16 protein-coding genes, 2 tRNA genes and 2 rRNA genes are annotated in these 19,347 nt (G+C 39.1%); 13 read left to right on the top strand and 7 right to left on the bottom strand.

Annotated features, from left to right (window positions below):
• Window positions 1-111 precede the first annotated feature (111 nt).
• The 4 genes from A6A10_RS01795 to A6A10_RS01780 form a co-directional block, all read right to left on the bottom strand.
• A 23S ribosomal RNA gene (locus A6A10_RS01795) occupies window positions 112-3,013 on the bottom strand.
• A 317-nt stretch (window positions 3,014-3,330) separates the two neighbouring features.
• Window positions 3,331-3,406 (bottom strand) — tRNA-Ala (locus tag A6A10_RS01790).
• 36 nt (window positions 3,407-3,442) lie between these two features.
• Window positions 3,443-3,519, bottom strand: a tRNA-Ile gene (locus A6A10_RS01785).
• Between the two features lie 76 nt (window positions 3,520-3,595).
• A 16S ribosomal RNA gene (locus A6A10_RS01780) occupies window positions 3,596-5,136 on the bottom strand.
• The 16S and 23S rRNA genes sit together here with 2 tRNA genes alongside, the layout of an rRNA operon.
• A 364-nt stretch (window positions 5,137-5,500) precedes the next feature.
• On the opposite strand from A6A10_RS01780, the gene A6A10_RS01775 reads away from it, so the two are divergent.
• The 4 genes from A6A10_RS01775 (at window position 5,501) to A6A10_RS01760 (ending at window position 8,620) form a co-directional block, all read left to right on the top strand.
• Window positions 5,501-6,334 carry a DUF5718 family protein gene (locus A6A10_RS01775; protein ID WP_121124225.1) on the top strand — a complete coding sequence of 278 codons (834 nt, stop codon included), beginning with the start codon at window positions 5,501-5,503 and terminating at the stop codon, window positions 6,332-6,334.
• 107 nt (window positions 6,335-6,441) lie between these two features.
• Window positions 6,442-7,248, top strand: a complete 807-nt coding sequence (locus A6A10_RS01770; protein ID WP_121124227.1) for a DNA ligase — start codon at window positions 6,442-6,444, stop codon at window positions 7,246-7,248.
• 92 nt (window positions 7,249-7,340) lie between these two features.
• On the top strand, window positions 7,341-8,117 hold the full coding sequence (locus A6A10_RS01765; protein ID WP_121124228.1) for a ribonuclease T2 family protein: 777 nt from the start codon (window positions 7,341-7,343) through the stop codon (window positions 8,115-8,117).
• Window positions 8,117-8,620: a SprT family zinc-dependent metalloprotease gene (locus A6A10_RS01760; RefSeq protein ID WP_121124230.1), complete on the top strand. Its 504-nt coding sequence runs from the start codon at window positions 8,117-8,119 to the stop codon at window positions 8,618-8,620. The genes A6A10_RS01765 and A6A10_RS01760 overlap by 1 nt, the downstream gene beginning before the upstream one ends.
• Window position 8,621: 1 nt before the next feature.
• Here the strand turns inward: A6A10_RS01760 and mobA are convergent, their stop codons facing one another.
• Window positions 8,622-9,713 carry a molybdenum cofactor guanylyltransferase MobA gene (mobA, locus tag A6A10_RS01755; protein ID WP_121124232.1) on the bottom strand — a complete coding sequence of 364 codons (1,092 nt, stop codon included), beginning with the start codon at window positions 9,711-9,713 and terminating at the stop codon, window positions 8,622-8,624.
• 81 nt (window positions 9,714-9,794) lie between these two features.
• Between mobA and A6A10_RS01750 the strand changes: the two genes are divergently transcribed.
• Window positions 9,795-10,064, top strand: coding sequence for a YihD family protein (locus tag A6A10_RS01750; protein ID WP_121124234.1), 270 nt, complete (start codon window positions 9,795-9,797; stop codon window positions 10,062-10,064).
• Window positions 10,065-10,124: 60 nt separating this feature from the next.
• The gene (gene dsbA / locus A6A10_RS01745) at window positions 10,125-10,760 is read left to right on the top strand and encodes a thiol:disulfide interchange protein DsbA (RefSeq protein WP_121124236.1); all 636 of its coding nucleotides are present in this window, start codon (window positions 10,125-10,127) and stop codon (window positions 10,758-10,760) included.
• A 70-nt stretch (window positions 10,761-10,830) separates the two neighbouring features.
• Here the strand turns inward: dsbA and fabR are convergent, their stop codons facing one another.
• Together fabR and oxyR are read right to left on the bottom strand one after the other, a co-directional pair.
• A complete protein-coding gene (gene fabR, locus A6A10_RS01740; RefSeq protein ID WP_121124238.1) occupies window positions 10,831-11,454 on the bottom strand; it encodes an HTH-type transcriptional repressor FabR in 624 nt (207 codons plus the stop codon).
• Window positions 11,411-12,337 (bottom strand): DNA-binding transcriptional regulator OxyR, encoded by a 927-nt coding sequence (gene oxyR, locus A6A10_RS01735; protein WP_121124240.1) that lies wholly within the window; start codon window positions 12,335-12,337, stop codon window positions 11,411-11,413. The genes fabR and oxyR overlap by 44 nt, the downstream gene beginning before the upstream one ends.
• Before the next feature lie 129 nt (window positions 12,338-12,466).
• On the opposite strand from oxyR, the gene A6A10_RS01730 reads away from it, so the two are divergent.
• The 7 genes from A6A10_RS01730 (at window position 12,467) to dctM (ending at window position 19,282) form a co-directional block, all read left to right on the top strand.
• Entirely contained in the window at window positions 12,467-13,201 is a 735-nt protein-coding gene (locus tag A6A10_RS01730; protein ID WP_121124242.1) for a glutathione peroxidase, read from the top strand.
• Window positions 13,202-13,304: 103 nt separating this feature from the next.
• Window positions 13,305-14,333, top strand: a complete 1,029-nt coding sequence (gene murB, locus A6A10_RS01725; RefSeq protein ID WP_121124244.1) for a UDP-N-acetylmuramate dehydrogenase — start codon at window positions 13,305-13,307, stop codon at window positions 14,331-14,333.
• Complete coding sequence (locus tag A6A10_RS01720; protein WP_121124246.1) at window positions 14,330-15,097, top strand: biotin--[acetyl-CoA-carboxylase] ligase; 768 nt, start codon at window positions 14,330-14,332, stop codon at window positions 15,095-15,097. Before murB ends, A6A10_RS01720 begins: the two co-directional genes overlap by 4 nt.
• Window positions 15,098-15,175: 78 nt before the next feature.
• Window positions 15,176-16,075, top strand: a complete 900-nt coding sequence (locus A6A10_RS01715) for a Dyp-type peroxidase (protein ID WP_121124248.1) — start codon at window positions 15,176-15,178, stop codon at window positions 16,073-16,075.
• Between the two features lie 226 nt (window positions 16,076-16,301).
• Window positions 16,302-17,297 (top strand): TRAP transporter substrate-binding protein, encoded by a 996-nt coding sequence (locus A6A10_RS01710; RefSeq protein WP_121124250.1) that lies wholly within the window; start codon window positions 16,302-16,304, stop codon window positions 17,295-17,297.
• A gap of 78 nt (window positions 17,298-17,375) precedes the next feature.
• Entirely contained in the window at window positions 17,376-18,002 is a 627-nt protein-coding gene (locus tag A6A10_RS01705) for a TRAP transporter small permease (protein ID WP_121124251.1), read from the top strand.
• Complete coding sequence (gene dctM, locus A6A10_RS01700; RefSeq protein WP_121124253.1) at window positions 17,999-19,282, top strand: C4-dicarboxylate TRAP transporter large permease protein DctM; 1,284 nt, start codon at window positions 17,999-18,001, stop codon at window positions 19,280-19,282. Before A6A10_RS01705 ends, dctM begins: the two co-directional genes overlap by 4 nt.
• Window positions 19,283-19,347 lie beyond the last annotated feature (65 nt).

Below are 19,347 nucleotides of genomic sequence, written 5' to 3'. Positions count from 1 at the left end.
TTTCTGTTCGACTTCCTTTTACTTCTTTCAGTCTGTGTACCTTTTCTTAGTAAACTTCATACTCTCTTATGTTTTCTCTATAGTTTTTTTCGAAAAAACACTTGAGGTTGTATGGTTAAGCCTCTCGGGCAATTAGTATGTGTTAGCTCAACGTCTCACAACGCTTACACACCACACCTATCTACGTCGTAGTCTCCAACAACCCTTACTGACTTATAGTCAGGGAGAACTCATCTCTTGGCAAGTTTCGTGCTTAGATGCTTTCAGCACTTATCTCTTCCACATGTAGCTACCCAGCAGTGCCTCTGGCGAGACAACTGGAACACCAGTGATGTGTCCACTCCGGTCCTCTCGTACTAGGAGCAGCCCCAATCAATTCTCCAACGCCCACGGCAGATAGGGACCGAACTGTCTCACGACGTTCTAAACCCAGCTCGCGTACCACTTTAAATGGCGAACAGCCATACCCTTGGGACCTACTTCAGCCCCAGGATGTGATGAGCCGACATCGAGGTGCCAAACACCGCCGTCGATATGAACTCTTGGGCGGTATCAGCCTGTTATCCCCGGAGTACCTTTTATCCGTTGAGCGATGGCCCTTCCATTCAGAACCACCGGATCACTATGACCTGCTTTCGCACCTGCTCGACTTGTCTGTCTCGCAGTTAAGCTTGCTTATACCATTGCACTAACCTCACGATGTCCGACCGTGATTAGCAAACCTTCGTGCTCCTCCGTTACTCTTTGGGAGGAGACCGCCCCAGTCAAACTACCCACCAGACACTGTCCGAGACCACGTTCCGCAGTCTTCGTTAGAACATCAAACGTTAAAGGGTGGTATTTCAAGGACGCCTCCATAGAAACTAGCGTTCCTACTTCATAGGCTCCCACCTATCCTACACATCAAAATTCAATGTTCAGTGTCAAGCTATAGTAAAGGTTCACGGGGTCTTTCCGTCTAGCCGCGGGTACACCGCATCTTCACGGCGATTTCAATTTCACTGAGTCTCGGGTGGAGACAGCCTGGCCATCATTATGCCATTCGTGCAGGTCGGAACTTACCCGACAAGGAATTTCGCTACCTTAGGACCGTTATAGTTACGGCCGCCGTTTACTGGGGCTTCGATCAGGAGCTTCTCTTTCGATAACACCATCAATTAACCTTCCAGCACCGGGCAGGCATCACACCCTATACGTCCACTTTCGTGTTTGCAGAGTGCTGTGTTTTTAATAAACAGTTGCAGCCAGCTGGTATCTTCGACCGGTTCAACCTTCAGGGGCAAGCCCTTACAATCTACGCCGGCGCACCTTCTCCCGAAGTTACGGTGCTATTTTGCCTAGTTCCTTCACCCGAGTTCTCTCAAGCGCCTGAGTATTCTCTACCTGACCACCTGTGTCGGTTTTCAGTACGGTTTATTATAAGCTAGAGCTTAGTGGCTTTTCCTGGAAGCGTGGTATCAGTTACTTCGACTCCGTAGAGTCTCGTCATCACTTCTCGGTGTTTAATAAGAGACCGGATTTGCCTAGTCTCTCCACCTAACGGCTTAAACAGGGATATCCAACACCCTGATAACCTAACCTTCTCCGTCCCCACATCGCACTTATAACAAGTACGGGAATATTAACCCGTTTCCCATCGATTACGCTTTTCAGCCTCACCTTAGGGGCCGACTCACCCTGCCCCGATTAACGTTGGACAGGAACCCTTGGTCTTCCGGCGAACGAGTTTTTCACTCGTTTTATCGTTACTTATGTCAGCATTCGCACTCGTGATACGTCCAGCAAACCTCTCGATTCACCTTCATCCGCTTACACGACGCTCCCCTACCCAACAGAATAAATTCTGATGCCGCAGCTTCGGTACTATATTTTAGCCCCGTTACATCTTCCGCGCAGGCCGACTCGACTAGTGAGCTATTACGCTTTCTTTAAATGATGGCTGCTTCTAAGCCAACATCCTAGCTGTCTAAGCCTTCCCACTTCGTTTCCCACTTAATATAGATTTTGGGACCTTAGCTGGCGGTCTGGGTTGTTTCCCTCTTCACGATGAACGTTAGCACCCACCGTGTGTCTCCTGAGTATCACTCTTCGGTATTCGCAGTTTGCATCGAGTTGGTAAGCCGGGATGGCCCCCTAGTCGAAACAGTGCTCTACCCCCGAAGGTGTCCGCTCAAGGCTCTACCTAAATAGATTTCGGGGAGAACCAGCTATCTCCCGGTTTGATTGGCCTTTCACCCCCAGCCACAGGTCATCCGCTAATTTTTCAACATTAGTCGGTTCGGTCCTCCAGTTAGTGTTACCCAACCTTCAACCTGCCCATGGCTAGATCACCGGGTTTCGGGTCTATACCTTGCAACTACTCGCCCAGTTAAGACTCGGTTTCCCTACGGCTCCCTTATTCAGTTAACCTTGCTACAAAATATAAGTCGCTGACCCATTATACAAAAGGTACGCAGTCACAAGATAAACTTGCTCCCACTGCTTGTACGTACACGGTTTCAGGTTCTATTTCACTCCCCTCACTGGGGTTCTTTTCGCCTTTCCTTCACAGTACTGGTTCACTATCGGTCAATCAGGAGTATTTAGCCTTGGAGGATGGTCCCCCCATCTTCAAACAGGATTTCTCGTGTCCCGCCCTACTTTTCGTTAGCTTAGTACCATGGCCTGGTCTTCGGATACGGGGCTATCACCCTGTGTCGCTGAGCTTCCCAACTCATTCTCCTAACTCTGCCACTATCACTAACTGGCTTCTCCGCTTTCGCTCGCCGCTACTCACAGAATCTCGGTTGATTTCTTTTCCTCGGGGTACTTAGATGTTTCAGTTCTCCCGGTTTGCCTTACTGAGCTATGTATTCACTCAGTAATAATAGGTTCTTCACCTATTGGGTTTCCCCATTCGGATATCTTGGATTAAACGCCTCTTATCGACTCATCCAAGCTTTTCGCAGATTAGCACGTCCTTCTTCGCCTCTGATTGCCTAGGCATCCACCGTGTACGCTTAGTCACTTAACCATACAACCTCAAGTATTTTTAAATCAATTTAATCATTAATATTAAATAATAATTAAATAACAATAAAAAACTCAAAGCTTATGCAAGTCTACTAATACTTGCCTGCTTTTGTTCAGACAAGATTTTATTCTTACTCAGACTTCTTCTTATCCTCTCGGACTTGAAAGTCTCTTCAGTTTTTCAGCTTGTTTCTCAATTTTTAAAGAACAGAAATAACGACGTTTATCGCTATAGGTAAATATAATTAATCCAAAATCATTAACTTAATAATAATTAATCAACCATTACACTTAACTTTAACGACAAGCAGAATATCTTGGTGGAGATAAGCGGGATCGAACCGCTGACCTCCTGCGTGCAAGGCAGGCGCTCTCCCAGCTGAGCTATATCCCCAATATTCTTCAATTCTCCTACTCACTCGCTCTTGAGTGGTGGGTCTGAGTGGACTTGAACCACCGACCTCACCCTTATCAGGGGTGCGCTCTAACCACCTGAGCTACAGACCCACAGGATGAATCGCTTCTTCGTTGCTTCTTTACATCAAACAATCTGTGTGAACACTCGCTATGTCGATTTCTTTGGTAAGGAGGTGATCCAACCGCAGGTTCCCCTACGGTTACCTTGTTACGACTTCACCCCAGTCATGAATCATACCGTGGTAAACGCCCCCCCGAAGGTTAAGCTATCTACTTCTGGTACAACCCACTCCCATGGTGTGACGGGCGGTGTGTACAAGGCCCGGGAACGTATTCACCGCGACATTCTGATTCGCGATTACTAGCGATTCCGACTTCATGGAGTCGAGTTGCAGACTCCAATCCGGACTTAGACGTACTTTCTGAGATTCGCTCCATATCGCTATATCGCTTCCCTCTGTATACGCCATTGTAGCACGTGTGTAGCCCTACTCGTAAGGGCCATGATGACTTGACGTCATCCCCACCTTCCTCCAGTTTATCACTGGCAGTCTCCTTTGAGTTCTCAGCATTACCTGCTAGCAACAAAGGATAAGGGTTGCGCTCGTTGCGGGACTTAACCCAACATTTCACAACACGAGCTGACGACAGCCATGCAGCACCTGTCTCATAGTTCCCGAAGGCACAAACACATCTCTGCGTTCTTCTATGGATGTCAAGAGTAGGTAAGGTTCTTCGCGTTGCATCGAATTAAACCACATGCTCCACCGCTTGTGCGGGCCCCCGTCAATTCATTTGAGTTTTAACCTTGCGGCCGTACTCCCCAGGCGGTCGATTTATCACGTTAGCTACGGGCACCAAGCTTATAGCCCAATCCCCAAATCGACATCGTTTACGGCGTGGACTACCAGGGTATCTAATCCTGTTTGCTCCCCACGCTTTCGTACTTGAGCGTCAGTATATTCCCAAGGGGCTGCCTTCGCCTTCGGTATTCCTCCACATCTCTACGCATTTCACCGCTACACGTGGAATTCTACCCCTCCCTAAAATACTCTAGCGACCCAGTATGAAGTGCAATTCCTAGGTTGAGCCCAGGGATTTCACACCTCACTTAAGTCACCGCCTGCGTACCCTTTACGCCCAGTCATTCCGATTAACGCTCGCACCCTCCGTATTACCGCGGCTGCTGGCACGGAGTTAGCCGGTGCTTCTTCTGTGACTAACGTCAATCTACTGTTCTATTAAAACAATAGCCTTCCTCATCACCGAAAGAACTTTACAACCCGAAGGCCTTCTTCATTCACGCGGCATGGCTGCATCAGGGTTCCCCCCATTGTGCAATATTCCCCACTGCTGCCTCCCGTAGGAGTCTGGACCGTGTCTCAGTTCCAGTGTGGCTGGTCATCCTCTCAGACCAGCTAGAGATCGTCGGCTTGGTAGGCCTTTACCCCACCAACTACCTAATCCCACTTGGGCTCATCTTATGGCATGTGGCCTTGCGGTCCCACACTTTAATCCGTAGATATTACGCGGTATTAGCTACAGTTTCCCGTAGTTATCCCCCTCCATAAGCCAGATTCCCAAGCATTACTCACCCGTCCGCCACTCGTCAGCAGAAAAGCAAGCTTTTCCCTGTTACCGTTCGACTTGCATGTGTTAAGCCTGCCGCCAGCGTTCAATCTGAGCCATGATCAAACTCTTCAATTAAAAGTTCAATCGCTCAATAACTGTTTTCTAGCTTTATTATTCTTTATGAATTTTCAAGTTATAGACACTTATTAAGACTTCAAAATTAAATTATTTTAAAATCAATCATCAACAAGTGCCCACACAGATTGTCTGATATGTTGTTAAAGAGCAAAAAATAACGACGCACTGCATTAAATCTTTCACCACAGCGCGTCGTTGTGTGGGGCGTATTATAGAGAAAAATTACATCCTGACAAGTACTTTTTTTCAAAAAATAAAAAAAATATATCACCTGCTTACAACTCATACAAAAACATACTTTTATGTTAAAATACTGTAAAATTTAATCCAATTTTTGGCTATATCAATCAAAGGAAATAATATGATCTCAAAAAATTTTATCGGGCTAGGTGTTGCAGGCAATTTTGCTGGTCATTTAGAACAAGCAGGCGAAGCCAGTGATTTTGCACAGGTTAAAACAGAAGAAAGTATTCAACCTAAAGCAATTTTTCCTTTCTATCTTCCAACAAACGATATTGAACCTACTTATAAGTTCTTAGAGAAATTCCCATTATCTTCTAACGAAATTCAATTTCCTAATGATGCAGACAATCTTCAAATTGAACCCGAAGTCGCTTTAGTCTGTAATATTAAGTATGAAAATAACCAAGTTATAGCACTTATTCCAACTCATTTTGGTGCTTATAATGATTGTTCCATCCGTCGCCCAAACGCTCGAAAAATTTGTGAGAAGAAGAATTGGGGAGAAAATTCCAAAGGATTATCCGAAACATTGATTCCGATCGATCAATTCACATTGGGTGGAAATTTAGATAATTATCATATTGCTTGTTTCCACAAACGTGGCGAAACAATAAATGAATATGGTATAGATAGCCCAACTGTAGGTTATAACTATTTCCACGAAAAATTACTGAATTGGATTGTAGATAGAATGAATAATCAACCTGATGAAGGTCCAATGAATCATATTGCACAAATGTTATCGCAATCTAATTACCCAACAAAAGCAATCATAAGCATTGGTGCGACTCGTTATACTGAGTTTGGCGAACACAATTTCTTGCAAAAAGGCGATACCAGTATTGTCGTTGTCTATAATGGTAAAAAATATACGCATGAACAAATTATGGATATGGCTAAGCAAGAACAATTCCCTGAGGATATTTCTGCTTTAATACAAGCGGTAAGATAAGTTAATTTTTTTGCAAATTTTACGACAATGATCGCAAAAAAGCATAGTTAGTCTAGGCTTATGCATTTTCTTCTATATAGTCGCTACATATTTATTGAGGATAATATATGTGGCGACTATTTTTATTTTTGTTATTACCGACTACTCTACTCGCTAGTCCGCTCAATCTTATGCTACTCCGCCAATATACAAATCAAAATATTGAAGGGTGGGTAATGAGTGAAAAATTAGATGGAGTGCGAGGATATTGGGATGGCAAGCAATTATTAAGTCGTCAAAATTACCCGCTCAATCCACCTGAATTTTTTACGAAAGGATTTCCACCTTTCCCTATTGATGGAGAAATCTTTAGTGAAAGAGGAAAATTTGCAGAAATTTCATCAATTGTGCGTTCTAATCATTCAACAGGATGGAAAAAGCTAAAACTCCATGTGTTCGATGTACCAAATGCCAAAGGAGATTTATTTGCACGACTTGCTGTTCTGCAACATTATTTAAATGATAATTCCTCTGACTATATTGAAATTATTCCGCAAATTCCCATTGAAAATAAACACCATCTTCAACAGTTTTTTGAACACATCCAAGAAATGAAAGGAGAAGGAGTTGTGCTTAGAAGTCCTAACGCAAATTATGTGCATGGTCGGTCCTCACAAATCCTAAAATTAAAAGCAGTATTTGATGAAGAATGTACTGTAATTGCTCATCACAAAGGGAAAGGTAAATATGCAGACAAACTAGGCTCACTGACTTGTAAAAACGCTCGGGGAACATTTCGAATTGGGTCTGGATTTAAGGATAAAGATAGGGATAGCCCTCCACCTGTTGGTAGTACCATTACTTATAAATATCGCGGATTTACTAAAACGGGAAAACCTAAATTTGCAACCTTTTGGCGAATTAGAAAAGAGTAAATGTTGATGAGAAACCGACCGCTTGCAAACAAAATTCTTTAAAGTATAGTAATCAACTCTATTTACGCTATCACAAACGACACAATTTATTTATGAAAAAAGCACCTCAATCCAAAAAACGTACACTCAGCCAATCCATTTTTGTTGTTATTATTGGGATCTTCTCAGTGATCACCTGGATCAATAATGAAAAAAAGGAAAGCAAGCAAACCGAATCCACAACTAATACTGAAAAATCTCAAGCGAACAAAACGCAAACTAATGTAACTCAATCCACTTCTAATCTAAAAATTCCTGAAAATTTAGGCTATTACGATACTTCACTAAGCCGAGATAGCTTTGGTCAAAATAAAAATGCCCCCGTAGATTACTATATGCTCGCACTCTCTTGGTCGCCTGAATTTTGTGAATATCAAGCTCGTCGAAATAATGGAAAAATACCAGAGAATCTTCAATTCCAATGTAATAATAGCGAACAATTTGGCTGGGTGATTCATGGATTATGGCCTCAAAATGCACATGCTCGTTCTGTTGAAGATCATCCTCGATTCTGCCAAGGTGACTTACCGCCAGTATCAGAAGCGGTAATTAAAAAATATTTGCCTGAATCACCTGGCGCATCCTTATTACAAGGCGAATGGGAAAAACACGGTGCTTGTGCCTTCGATACTGCGGAAAGTTATTTTAAAAAGCAAAAAATGTTATTTAAAAGTTTAAACTTGCCGGGACATGAAATGAGCCGTAACGAATTATTCCAATGGATGAAAAAATTCAATCCTCAACTACAAAATGCGTACCTACAATCAAGAAATAATGAGCTGTATATTTGCTACGATAAAGGTTGGAATGTTCAAGACTGCCCTCGCTAATGTCTGATTTTCGTCTGCTAAAAATGCAAGTCCAAAGACAGCTAAAACGGGATTTGGACAAAGCTAATACTTATTTTAATACAATATTTACGCCTCCGACTGTCAGTTATGCAGTAAGGGGCGTTAAAGCAGGCGTTGCCTACTTACACAAAAATGAAATCCGTTTTAATCCTATTTTGCTCACTGAAAATGGGCAAGATTTCATTCAACAAGTTGTGCCACACGAATTAGCTCATTTACTCGTTTATCAACAATTTGGACGAGTAAAACCTCATGGTAAAGAGTGGCAAATGATGATGGAAACAGTGCTTGGCATTCCCGCCGAAACTTACCATTGTTTTGATACAAGCTCAGTACAAGGACAACGTTTTGAATATCAATGCCAATGTCAAACGCACTGGCTTTCAATTCGTCGCCACCAAGCTATTTTACGAGAAAAACGTCAATATATTTGCCGACAATGCAAAACGACTCTACAATTTGTTGGCAATTCAACGCTATAGCTTATTTGTTTAAATACGTTTGAATAAAATCAGCGATTTGTTCGACATTGTTAATATCCAGACTCACCTCTCTATCTAAAGCATAATCCGTTGCCGTTGCAACCGTAAACTCATCAAGTTCAGGTAAAGGCTTTTCAATATCTTGGCGATGAAGTTGGATTTTGGGCAAATTCTCATGCTTAAACCCTTCCACTAAAATGAGATCAACATTAGCACCTTCAAACTGACTGACTAATAATTGAAAACTTGCGAGTTCATCGGTTTCTTTCATCAATGCCCATCGCTGATCACAAACTATCATTGTTGGATTTGCTCCAGCTTGACGTAAGCGATAGCTATCTTTATTCGGTTTATCCACGTCCACATTATGATGAGAATGTTTAATCAACCCAACATTAATATTGCGTTGCTTTAATTGTGGAATCAATTTTTCTAACAGTGTCGTTTTACCTGTGCCACTATATCCTGTAATCGCTAATAACGGAATATTGCAAAATATTGATGAAATCTGACCGCTTGCGAATTCTTCAGGCGTATTGAAATTTTTAAATGCCCAAGCTTGTTCCGAAAAATCAACCGCCACACTTTTTTGCGAATGAAAAAATTGTAGCAAGCGACGTTCCCCTGTTGCTAAATAATCTGCTAATGCCTTTTCAACAGAGCGATGAATTAACGCAAAGGTAGGATGCGCTCGTTCGCCATCATGGGCATAGGCAATCTGAGCTTGATTGATTTGTAAGGCAGTCGCTAATTTTTTCAGTAAATTCGAGGGAAGAAAAGGACTATCACAAGGTACAAACAGCAGATATTCACTGTCTATATTTTGAAATCCCGATAAAATTCCACTTAATGGACCTTGAAAATCCGCTAAATTATCTGAATACGTTGGAATAGCAGGATATTGCCGATGATAAGCCTCATGCAAGCGGTTAATATTGAGGTGAATTTTGCAAATTTGCGGGGATAAGCGTTCAATAATGTGTGTAATCAATGGCTTCCCTGCAATTTCCTGCAAGCCTTTCTCAACCCCTTGTAAACGACGAGCCAAGCCACCGGCTAAAATTACCGCAGAAATCTCATTTATTTGACACATTTTATTCCCTTAATTTTGCAAAGTTATAGTGAAAAGTATATGATTTCCGCTTGTTTTTTCCAAATTATTTAAGGATTTATCATGAAGTGTGAACGTTTAAACGAGGTGCTTGAATTACTAGGTGAACATTGGCGTAAAGAGCCTGATTTACATCTACTTGATTTACTTCATAAAATTGCAGAAGAGGTCGGTGAAAAAGATAACCTTGATGCACTGCGTGATGAAGTCTTAATTTACCAATTAAAAATGCGAGGGAAAGACAAATCAGAAGTGATTCCTGGAATCAAAAAAGATTACGAAGAGGATTTTAAAACAGCCCTACTCAGAGCAAGAGGCATTTTAAAGGATTAATGAAACTTTACGAAGTTATCTGTTGTCAATCTAGATGACTTTTTTCACTAGAGGATATATATGAAAAAATTAGCATTAAAAACGACTTTTATTGCACTTTCTGCATTATTTGCATTTAACTCGGCAGCAATTGCACAGGATCCTGTTTTAGGCAAAGAATTCATTGAAGTTCGTCAAGTACCTTCTGCACAAAAAGAAGTCTTAGAATTTTTCTCTTTCTATTGCCCTCATTGCTATAATTTCGAAATGAATTACGAAATTCCAGACAAAATTAAAGCAGATTTACCTGAAGGTGCTGTGTTAAAACAATATCACGTTGATTTCTTAGGTCGTCAATCTAAAAACCTTACTCGAGCTTGGGCTCTTGCAATGGCTTTAGGCGCAGAAGATAAAGTAAAACGTCCATTATTTGAAGCTGCACACAACGATCAATTTAAATCAATGGATGATATTCGCGATGTATTCATTGCAAATGGAATCACAGCAGAACAATTTGATAATGGAATTAACAGTTTTGCAGTTAATGCGTTAGTCAATAAACAAGAGCAAGCTCTAGAAGAATTCAAAGTTCGTGGTGTACCAACATTCTTGGTAAATGAACAATACCAAATTAATGGGGAAGGATTCTCTGATTCAAAATCAACAAATGATTTTATCCAACGTTATGTTGATACCGCGTTATTCTTAGTTAAATAATAAAGCTAATAAGCGGCCTTTTTACTCCATAAGTATGCAAAAGCCTAGAATTGATATTCTAGGCTTTTTACTATTTATCTTTCTTATTTACTGCATAGTTTTCCGTACCATAAATAAACATACGAAGCTGTTTTGTTAGACGTTGTTTTAACAGATCTTTTTCTTTATTACTCATATCCAAAGCTCTTGCACCTGCAGTAAAAACCAGTGTGACCAAGCCTTCTGATTCTATATAGGCAAGCTCCGTCGATATATTTGGATTTCGCATTTTTATATATTCTGCCAATTCTGCCACAAAATGCTCTATTTCACGGAAAATAGCTGCTCGAAATGCAATGGAACTTCCAGAACTTTCTCTCAATAACAAGCGAAACATATTCGGTCTTGCTGTGATAAATTCAAAAAAGGTATCTACAGATGTCGCAACCACTCCTCCACCATTTTCTAGCCGTTTCCGAGCTCTTCGCATTAATTGACGGAGAACCAATCCTGATTCATCTACCATTGCTAATCCAAGCTCATCCATATCTTTAAAATGGCGATAAAAGGAAGTTGGAGCAATCCCAGCCTCCCTTGAAACTTCTCTCAAGCTTAAATTAGAGAAACTTTTTTCTGCGCTTAGTTGATTAAATGCTGCATCAACCAATGCTCTACGCGTTTTTTCCTTCTGTTCGGCTCGAATACCCAATTGAATTTCCTTCCATAATAGATTTAATTTCTTTTGCTAGACGTTCATAGCGTAAACGTAAAGGTGAACCTGGTCTATAGACTAATCCAATTTTACGATATGGTACAGGCTCATTAAACTCTAAATAAACTAGATTCTCATCTTTTTTGATATGAGTAGCCAACTCTGGAATAAATGCCATTCCAATTTCTGCGGCAACCATATTTCTTAATGTTTCTATACTACTTGCTTTAAAATGCTCATTTTCCTTTGCACCAATAGATAAACAATAATTCATAGTTTGTGTTCTTAAGCAATGCCCATTGTCTAACATTAGCATCTCTTGATCACGTAAATCACCCAATTTTAATACATCTTTATTTGCCCAAGGATGAGTACGAGAGACGGCAAGGTACATTTGCTCATCAAAAATAGGCACTTCAATAAAGGCTTCACTTTCTTTACCTAGAGCGAGAATAGCGCAATCAATTTGCCCTGCTTCTAACTGTTCTAATAATTCTTCTGTTTGCAGTTCGTAAATGTAAATATCTAATTCTGGATATTGTTTTTTTAATATAGGCAAAATCACAGGCGATAAATAAGGCCCCAAAGTAGGAATAACACCGATAAGAATTGGACCTGACATATCTTTTCCTTGATTACTTGCCATTTCTTTTAAGATTTTTACTTCACGTAAAATCCGTTTTGCTTGCTCAACAAGTGTCAAGCCCGCTTGAGTAAACAAAACCTTACGACTGGTTCTTTCTAGTAAAACGGTTCCTAATTCATCTTCTAGCTTACGAATTTGTCCACTTAACGTTGGCTGACTGACATTACAAGCATCGGCTGCTTTACGAAAATGTTTAAAATCAGCTAATGCAATCAGGTATTCTAGATCTCGTATGTTCATAATATGCTCTCTTTATCCCTATGATTGATGGGTAAATTATCTCACAGTTATAGATAAAATAGATTATGATTATGTCATATTTATGTGTAGAATGACCAAGATTTTTGGTCATTAACAGAGGAGAAAAAAATGTCTTTTAAAGATATGACTGGTCAGAAAGTTCCAAGCGTAGTATTCCATACTCGTCAAGGCGATAGTTGGGTTGATGTTTCAACTGATGAATTATTCAATAACAAAACCGTTATTGTATTCTCATTACCAGGTGCATTTACCCCAACTTGCTCATCAACTCACTTACCTCGCTACAACGAGTTAGCAAGTGAATTCAAAGCATTAGGTATTGATGACATTATTTGTATATCAGTTAACGATACTTTCGTTATGAATGCTTGGAAAGAAGCTCAAGAATCTGACAACATCACAGTAATTCCAGATGGAAACGGTGAATTTACAGAAAAAATGGGATTATTAGTTGATAAAGATGATCTTGGTTTTGGTAAACGCTCTTGGCGTTATTCTATGCTCGTTAAAAATGGCGTTGTAGAAAAAATGTTTATCGAGCCAGAAGAACCAGGCGACCCATTCAAAGTGTCAGACGCTGATACAATGATCAAATATATCAAACCAGATTGGTCTGATAAACCATCAGTTTCAATTTTCACAAAACCAGGTTGTCCATTCTGTGCAAAAGCGAAAAAATTATTAACTGAAAAAGGTTATCCATTTGAAGAAATCGTACTTGGACATGATGCAAGTACTACTTCTGTTCGTGCGATTACAGGTAAAACATCTGTACCACAAGTATTCATCGGTGGTAAACACATTGGTGGAAGCGACGATTTAGAAGCATATTTTGCAAAATAATCTATAGCGATTAATGACGTAAGGCTAAGTGTTCAACTTAGCCTTTTTTGTTTGTCGATAAATGGTAAACTATTGCCAAATTTAACTTTATATACGCAATCCTATGAATCAAAATTTACGCCCTTTCCATACTTTTCATCTGCCTGTTTCTGCTAACAAGATTATCCCTATTCACACGCAATCAGAATTAATTACTGAATGGCAAACAGCCAAGAATATCGGTGAACCTATACTTTTATTAGGTCAAGGCAGTAATGTATTATTTGTTGAAAGTTTTTCAGGTACCGTATTGATCAATCAATTCAAAGGAATTGAACATACTGAAGATGAAAATTTTCACTATCTTAAGGTCGCAGGCGGAGAAATTTGGCATGAGCTGGTTCAATGGACGTTATCACAGAACATGGCAGGATTAGAAAATCTAGCGTTAATTCCTGGTTGTGTTGGCTCTGCACCTATTCAAAATATTGGTGCTTATGGCGTTGAGTTTGAACGATTCTGTGATTTTGTGGAAGCCATTAACCTTCGTTCAGGTAAAACAGTAAAATTATCCAAAGAACAATGCCAATTTGGTTATCGTGAAAGTATTTTTAAACATGAATATAAAGATGAATATGCGATTGTATCCGTAGGATTAAGGCTGGCTAAAAAATGGCAACCAACACTCACTTATGGCTCCTTAACTCAATTCGATCCAGCAACGGTCACCGCACAACAAATCTTTGATGAAGTTTGTGCTGTACGATCTGCAAAGTTACCCCATCCAGATCAATTTGGAAACGCAGGGAGTTTCTTTAAAAATCCGATCATTCCTTTTGCAAAATTTTCAGCTCTTCTGACCGCTTACCCTAATATTCCTCATTACCCACAAGCTGATGGTAGCGTTAAAATTCCAGCGGGTTGGCTCATTGACCAATGCCAATTAAAAGGCTATCAAATTGGCGGTGCAGCGGTACATACGCAACAGGCTTTAGTATTGATAAATAAAGATAATGCAACAGGGAAAGACGTCGTTCAGCTTGCTAAAACAGTCCGCCAAAAAGTGCGTAAAAAATTTGGTGTAGACATTCATCCTGAAGTACGTTTTATGGGGCAATCTGGTGAAATTGACAGCGAGGAAATCACTCGATGATCCTACTGAATCAAGCAGAGATCCAACGTGCGTTGAATTATGGGCAAGCCATTGTGTTTACTGAAATTAATTCAACTAATGAATATTTACTTAATCATCACAATCAACTGCCGTCTGGCTCTGTTTGCCTTGCTGAAACCCAAACGGCAGGAAGAGGACGACGAGGCAGAAAATGGTATTCTCCATTGAGTAAGAATCTTTATTTTTCGATGCTTTGGCGTTACTCTTCTATCAATATTTCACAAATTGCACCACTCAGTTTAGTGGTTGCAATCGTTATTGCAGAAACCTTTCAGCAACTCAATGTTCAAGATATTCAAATTAAATGGCCTAACGATATTTACTATCAAGGTAAAAAAATGGGAGGCATTTTAATTGAGAGTAGGGCAAATCGTCATAGTATCGATTTAGTGATTGGTATTGGTTTAAATTTATCAATGAATGCCATTGATCCGAGTATTGTTAATCAGGCTTGGAGTGATCTTTCCAATTATCAACTCGACCGTAATAATCTCGCTGCTTTATTAGCACAACGACTTCAAAAAATGTTGGTTGAATTTCCTCAACATACCTTTTCAGATTATTTACCACAATGGAATCAATTCGATTTATTCTATAAAAAACCCGTTAAATTACTTACTGAAAAAGGGGAAATTCATGGCATTGCGAATGGAATAAATAATAAAGGCGAATTATTACTCGAACAAGATAATAAAATGACACCTTTTGCAATAGGCGAAATATCATTACGTCCAGATAATTAATATTATAACCTTTTGTCGTATTTCATAGAAAAAAGTAAAATAGGCAAATAATTATTTTTTAAATTGAGGAACAAACTCATGACAACAGCACAAAGTGGCATTACATTAATGCACCGTAAATCAGGTATATTTATTGAATTAACTATCAATGATTCAACAAAACTCGCTGATCGAATTAAAACGATTTATGAACAATTTGAAGAAACCAAACAAAAATTTTCAGTTGATGAATTAGGCATAACTTTCGCTTTTGGTGAGAGTTTATGGAGAAAATTAGCGCCTAAATCTTCCGCACTAGAATTAAAATCTTTTACCTCTTTAGGTTCAGAAGAACGTGAATTTGCTCCCGCAACGCAACGTGATCTACTTGTTCATATTCAATCAGATCGCCCTGACGTCAATTTTGCAGTTGCTCTGATTGTTGTTGAACAGTTGCAAGATATTGCCACAGTGGAAGAAGAAATAAATGGTTTCCGTTGGATAGAAGATCGCGATCTTACAGGCTTTATTGATGGCACAGAAAATCCTGAAAATGAAGAAAAATTACGTGAAGTTGCTCTCATTAACGAGGGGGAAGATGAAGGTGGAAGTTATGTGCTTAGCCAACGTTATGTTCATCAATTACAAAAATGGAATAAAATGTCTAGCGATCGCCAAGAACAAGTGATTGGTAGAACAAAAGCAGATAGCGTGGAATTAGACGATGTGCCAAGTAATTCTCACGTAGGGCGAGTTGATTTAAAAGAAAATGGTAAAGGCTTAAAAGTTTTACGCCATAGTCTGCCTTATGGAAAAGCAAGTGGTGAAAATGGTTTATATTTCCTTGCTTTTTCTAAACGTTTATACAATATCGATCAACAATTAAAAAGTATGTTTGGTGAATTAGACGGTAAAACTGACCGCTTACTTGGATTTACCAAAGCGGTAACAAGTAGTTATTATTTTGCACCAAGTTTAGAAATATTACTCAATTTATAAACATTTTTCTTTATTAAATAAATAGGGATATTGATGATTAATATCCCTATTTTTTTATTATTTTTTTCTGATTATTTATTAATAAATCACAAATATTTGTATTTTTTAATAAAAAAGTGAGAAGCATGTCAAAAAAATGTAAACAAGTTGTTTACATTTTCTCATATTTTGGCAAATTAGAAATGCAAACCAACAAATTAATTAAACAAATCAAGAGGAAAACGTAATGTTTCATCATAATTTTAAGAAACTCATTAGTGCATTAACTATTAGTGCTGCATTATCATTATCTGCATGGGCTAATGATCCTATTGTTATTAAATTTTCACATGTAGTAGCTAATGAAACACCAAAAGGTCAAGGCGCTTTATTATTTCAAAAATTAGTTGATGAAAGATTAGCGGATAAAGTAAAAGTTGAAGTTTATCCGAACTCATCGCTTTATGGTGACGGAAAAGAAATGGAAGCATTATTATTAAATAATGTTCAAATGTTAGCACCGTCTTTAGCAAAATTTGATAAATATACGTCTAAAGTGCAACTTTTTGATCTTCCATTTTTATTTGATGATATTAAAGCGGTAGAACGTTTTGAAAAAAGTGAAGCGGGTAAATCACTATTAAACTCAATGAAAGATAAAGGCATTACTGGTTTAGCTTATTGGAATAATGATCTAAAACAGCTTTCTGCGAATAAAGAGTTGCGTGAACCTAGAGATGCAAGAGGATTAAAATTCCGTGTACAAAACTCAGATGTACTTGATGCTCAATTTAAAGCATTGAGAGCGATTCCTCGTAAAATGGCATTTGGAGAAATGTATCAAGGGCTACAAACTGGTGTAGTAAATGGTGCAGAAAATCCATATTCAAATATTTATTCACAAAAGGTTTATGAAGTTCAGAAATACATTACTGAATCTAATCATGGTTTACTTTCATATATGCTGATTGTGAACACTAAATTTTGGGATGGATTACCTGAAGATATTCGCACTGAATTAGAGAAAATCCTTGAAGAAGTGACCACAGAAGTGAATAAACAATCTCATGAATTAAATCTTGGTGATAAACAAAAAATTATTGACTCAGGTTCGACTGAAATTATTACCTTAACCCCTAAAGAACGTGAAAAATGGAGAGAAATGGTTAAACCTGTTTGGAAAGAATTTGAACCTGCTATCGGTGCAGATTTAATTAAAGCAGCTGAAGCATCAAATCAATAATTAATCATTTACATTTTTGGAGTGTGACAGCTTTTACGGATAAGTTGTCACACTTTTTTATTCTGACAAGGAGAACTCATGACTTCTTTAAAGTGGTTTTGGGAACGTTTTGAAGAGTGTTTCATTGCCATTTTACTTATGGTAATGACACTAGTCACTTTTGCTTACGTGGTATTTAATAATCTTTATAACGTTTTTTTCGATCTAGCCGATCAATTTCCTTCAACGGCTAATGTCACTGAACCCATCGGTGATTTTATTATGACAATGGCACAAGAAATGACGTGGAGTCTTGCCATCACTAAAGCATGTTTTGGTTGGCTGATATTTTTTGGTGCATCATACGGTGTGCGTACCGCAGGTCATATTGGGGTCGATGTTTTAGTCAAAAAATTACCTCGTGTAGCACAAAAATGGGTAAGTATCGTTGCAGTACTCGCTTGTATCGGCTATGGCGTGATTATTGCCTCCGCTAGTTATGAATGGGTAGAAACCATGTACATTGCAGATATTGGCGCAGATGATCTCAATCATTTTAATGTCAAAATATGGCATATTGGATTAATCATGCCGATTGGATTTGGGCTAATTGCTATTCGTTTTATTGAAATTCTTGTCCGCCTTCTCGCCAATAAACAGGTCAATTTAGGTTTAGCTGATGAAAGTGAAGATGCCCTCAAACTTGCACAAGGAGATGAAAAATGACCATTTTAGTATTATTTGTTCTCCTATTTGTGCTGATGTTTATCGGCGTACCCATTGCGATCTCACTGGGTCTATCTGGTGCAATCACAATCATACTTTTTAGCCAAGATTCATTAAGTTCATTAGCTATTAAGCTTTTTGAAACCTCTGAACATTATACGTTACTCGCTATTCCTTTCTTCCTGTTAGCAGGTGCATTTATGACCACAGGTGGTGTAGCAAAACGATTAATTGATTTCGCAAATGCAACCGTTGGACATATTCGTGGTGGGTTAGCGATTGCTGCCGTACTCTCTTGTATGTTATTTGCGGCTTTATCTGGCTCTAGCCCCGCCACCGTAGCGGCTGTGGGTTCAATTGCGATTGCTGGAATGGTTCGTTCGGGTTACCCCGTATCATTTGGTACAGGAATTATTTGTAATGCGGGAACATTAGGTATCTTAATTCCACCTTCTGTGGTTATGGTTGTTTATGCTGCTGCAACAGAAACCTCTGTTGGACGCTTATTTATGGCAGGTGTTATGCCTGGTATCTTACTTGGCGTTGTTTTAATGGTAGCAATCTATCTCGTCGCTAGAATAAAGAATTTACCAGCCCAACCTAGAGCCTCAGTTAAAGAGTGGTTTAGAGCGGGAAGAAAGGCGATTTGGGGGTTATTACTTATGGTAATTATCCTAGGTGGAATTTATAGTGGTATTTTCACGCCAACAGAAGCCGCTGCGGTAGCCGCCGTTTATTCATTCTTTGTGGCTGTATTCATCTATAAAGACGTGAGATTAAGAGATTGTCCGAAAGTCTTACTTGAATCGGCAAAACTCAGTGTCATGTTAATGTTCATCATTGCTAATGCCATGTTATTTGCTCATGTTTTAACAACAGAACAAATCCCGCAAATTATTACCGAGGCGGTAATCGAATGGAATTTACAACCATGGGCATTTTTATTGGTGGTTAATATCATTTTACTGATTGCTGGTGCATTTATGGAGCCTTCTGCCATTATTTTAATTCTCGCACCAATATTATTCCCAATTGCAGTTGAATTAGGCATTGATCCTATTCATTTAGGTATCATTATGGTGGTAAATATGGAAATTGGTTTAATCACCCCACCTATAGGGCTAAATCTCTTTGTTGCCTCAGCGGTGTCTAAATTACCACTATCAGAAGTTATTAGAGCAGCGCTACCATGGTTACTAATTCTTTTAACTTTCTTAGGACTTATTACCTATATACCTGCAATCTCAATGGCATTGCCAGAGTGGATTGGTATACACTAAATGGTAGCATTCTCAATAAAAAGGATTAAATCGCATTCGGTACATTCTGATTTATTCCTTTTTAT

Origin of the sequence: Otariodibacter oris, assembly GCF_009684715.1 — a bacterium.
Taxonomy (GTDB): domain Bacteria; phylum Pseudomonadota; class Gammaproteobacteria; order Enterobacterales; family Pasteurellaceae; genus Otariodibacter; species Otariodibacter oris.
Note: the sequence above shows the minus strand (reverse complement) of the source record. Positions and strands in the feature narration are given on the sequence as shown.

Bases quoted from the DNA above. Each gene is read 5' to 3' on its own strand.
- A6A10_RS01775 (WP_121124225.1), top strand. From the start codon at position 5,501: ATGATCTCAAAAAATTTTATCGGGCTAGGTGTTGCAGGCAATTTTGCT.
- A6A10_RS01770 (WP_121124227.1), top strand. From the start codon at position 6,442: ATGTGGCGACTATTTTTATTTTTGTTATTACCGACTACTCTACTCGCT.
- A6A10_RS01765 (WP_121124228.1), top strand. From the start codon at position 7,341: ATGAAAAAAGCACCTCAATCCAAAAAACGTACACTCAGCCAATCCATT.
- A6A10_RS01760 (WP_121124230.1), top strand. From the start codon at position 8,117: ATGTCTGATTTTCGTCTGCTAAAAATGCAAGTCCAAAGACAGCTAAAA.
- mobA (WP_121124232.1), bottom strand. From the start codon at position 9,713: ATGTGTCAAATAAATGAGATTTCTGCGGTAATTTTAGCCGGTGGCTTG.
- A6A10_RS01750 (WP_121124234.1), top strand. From the start codon at position 9,795: ATGAAGTGTGAACGTTTAAACGAGGTGCTTGAATTACTAGGTGAACAT.
- dsbA (WP_121124236.1), top strand. From the start codon at position 10,125: ATGAAAAAATTAGCATTAAAAACGACTTTTATTGCACTTTCTGCATTA.
- oxyR (WP_121124240.1), bottom strand. From the start codon at position 12,337: ATGAACATACGAGATCTAGAATACCTGATTGCATTAGCTGATTTTAAA.
- A6A10_RS01730 (WP_121124242.1), top strand. From the start codon at position 12,467: ATGTCTTTTAAAGATATGACTGGTCAGAAAGTTCCAAGCGTAGTATTC.
- murB (WP_121124244.1), top strand. From the start codon at position 13,305: ATGAATCAAAATTTACGCCCTTTCCATACTTTTCATCTGCCTGTTTCT.
- A6A10_RS01720 (WP_121124246.1), top strand. From the start codon at position 14,330: ATGATCCTACTGAATCAAGCAGAGATCCAACGTGCGTTGAATTATGGG.
- A6A10_RS01715 (WP_121124248.1), top strand. From the start codon at position 15,176: ATGACAACAGCACAAAGTGGCATTACATTAATGCACCGTAAATCAGGT.
- A6A10_RS01710 (WP_121124250.1), top strand. From the start codon at position 16,302: ATGTTTCATCATAATTTTAAGAAACTCATTAGTGCATTAACTATTAGT.
- A6A10_RS01705 (WP_121124251.1), top strand. From the start codon at position 17,376: ATGACTTCTTTAAAGTGGTTTTGGGAACGTTTTGAAGAGTGTTTCATT.
- dctM (WP_121124253.1), top strand. From the start codon at position 17,999: ATGACCATTTTAGTATTATTTGTTCTCCTATTTGTGCTGATGTTTATC.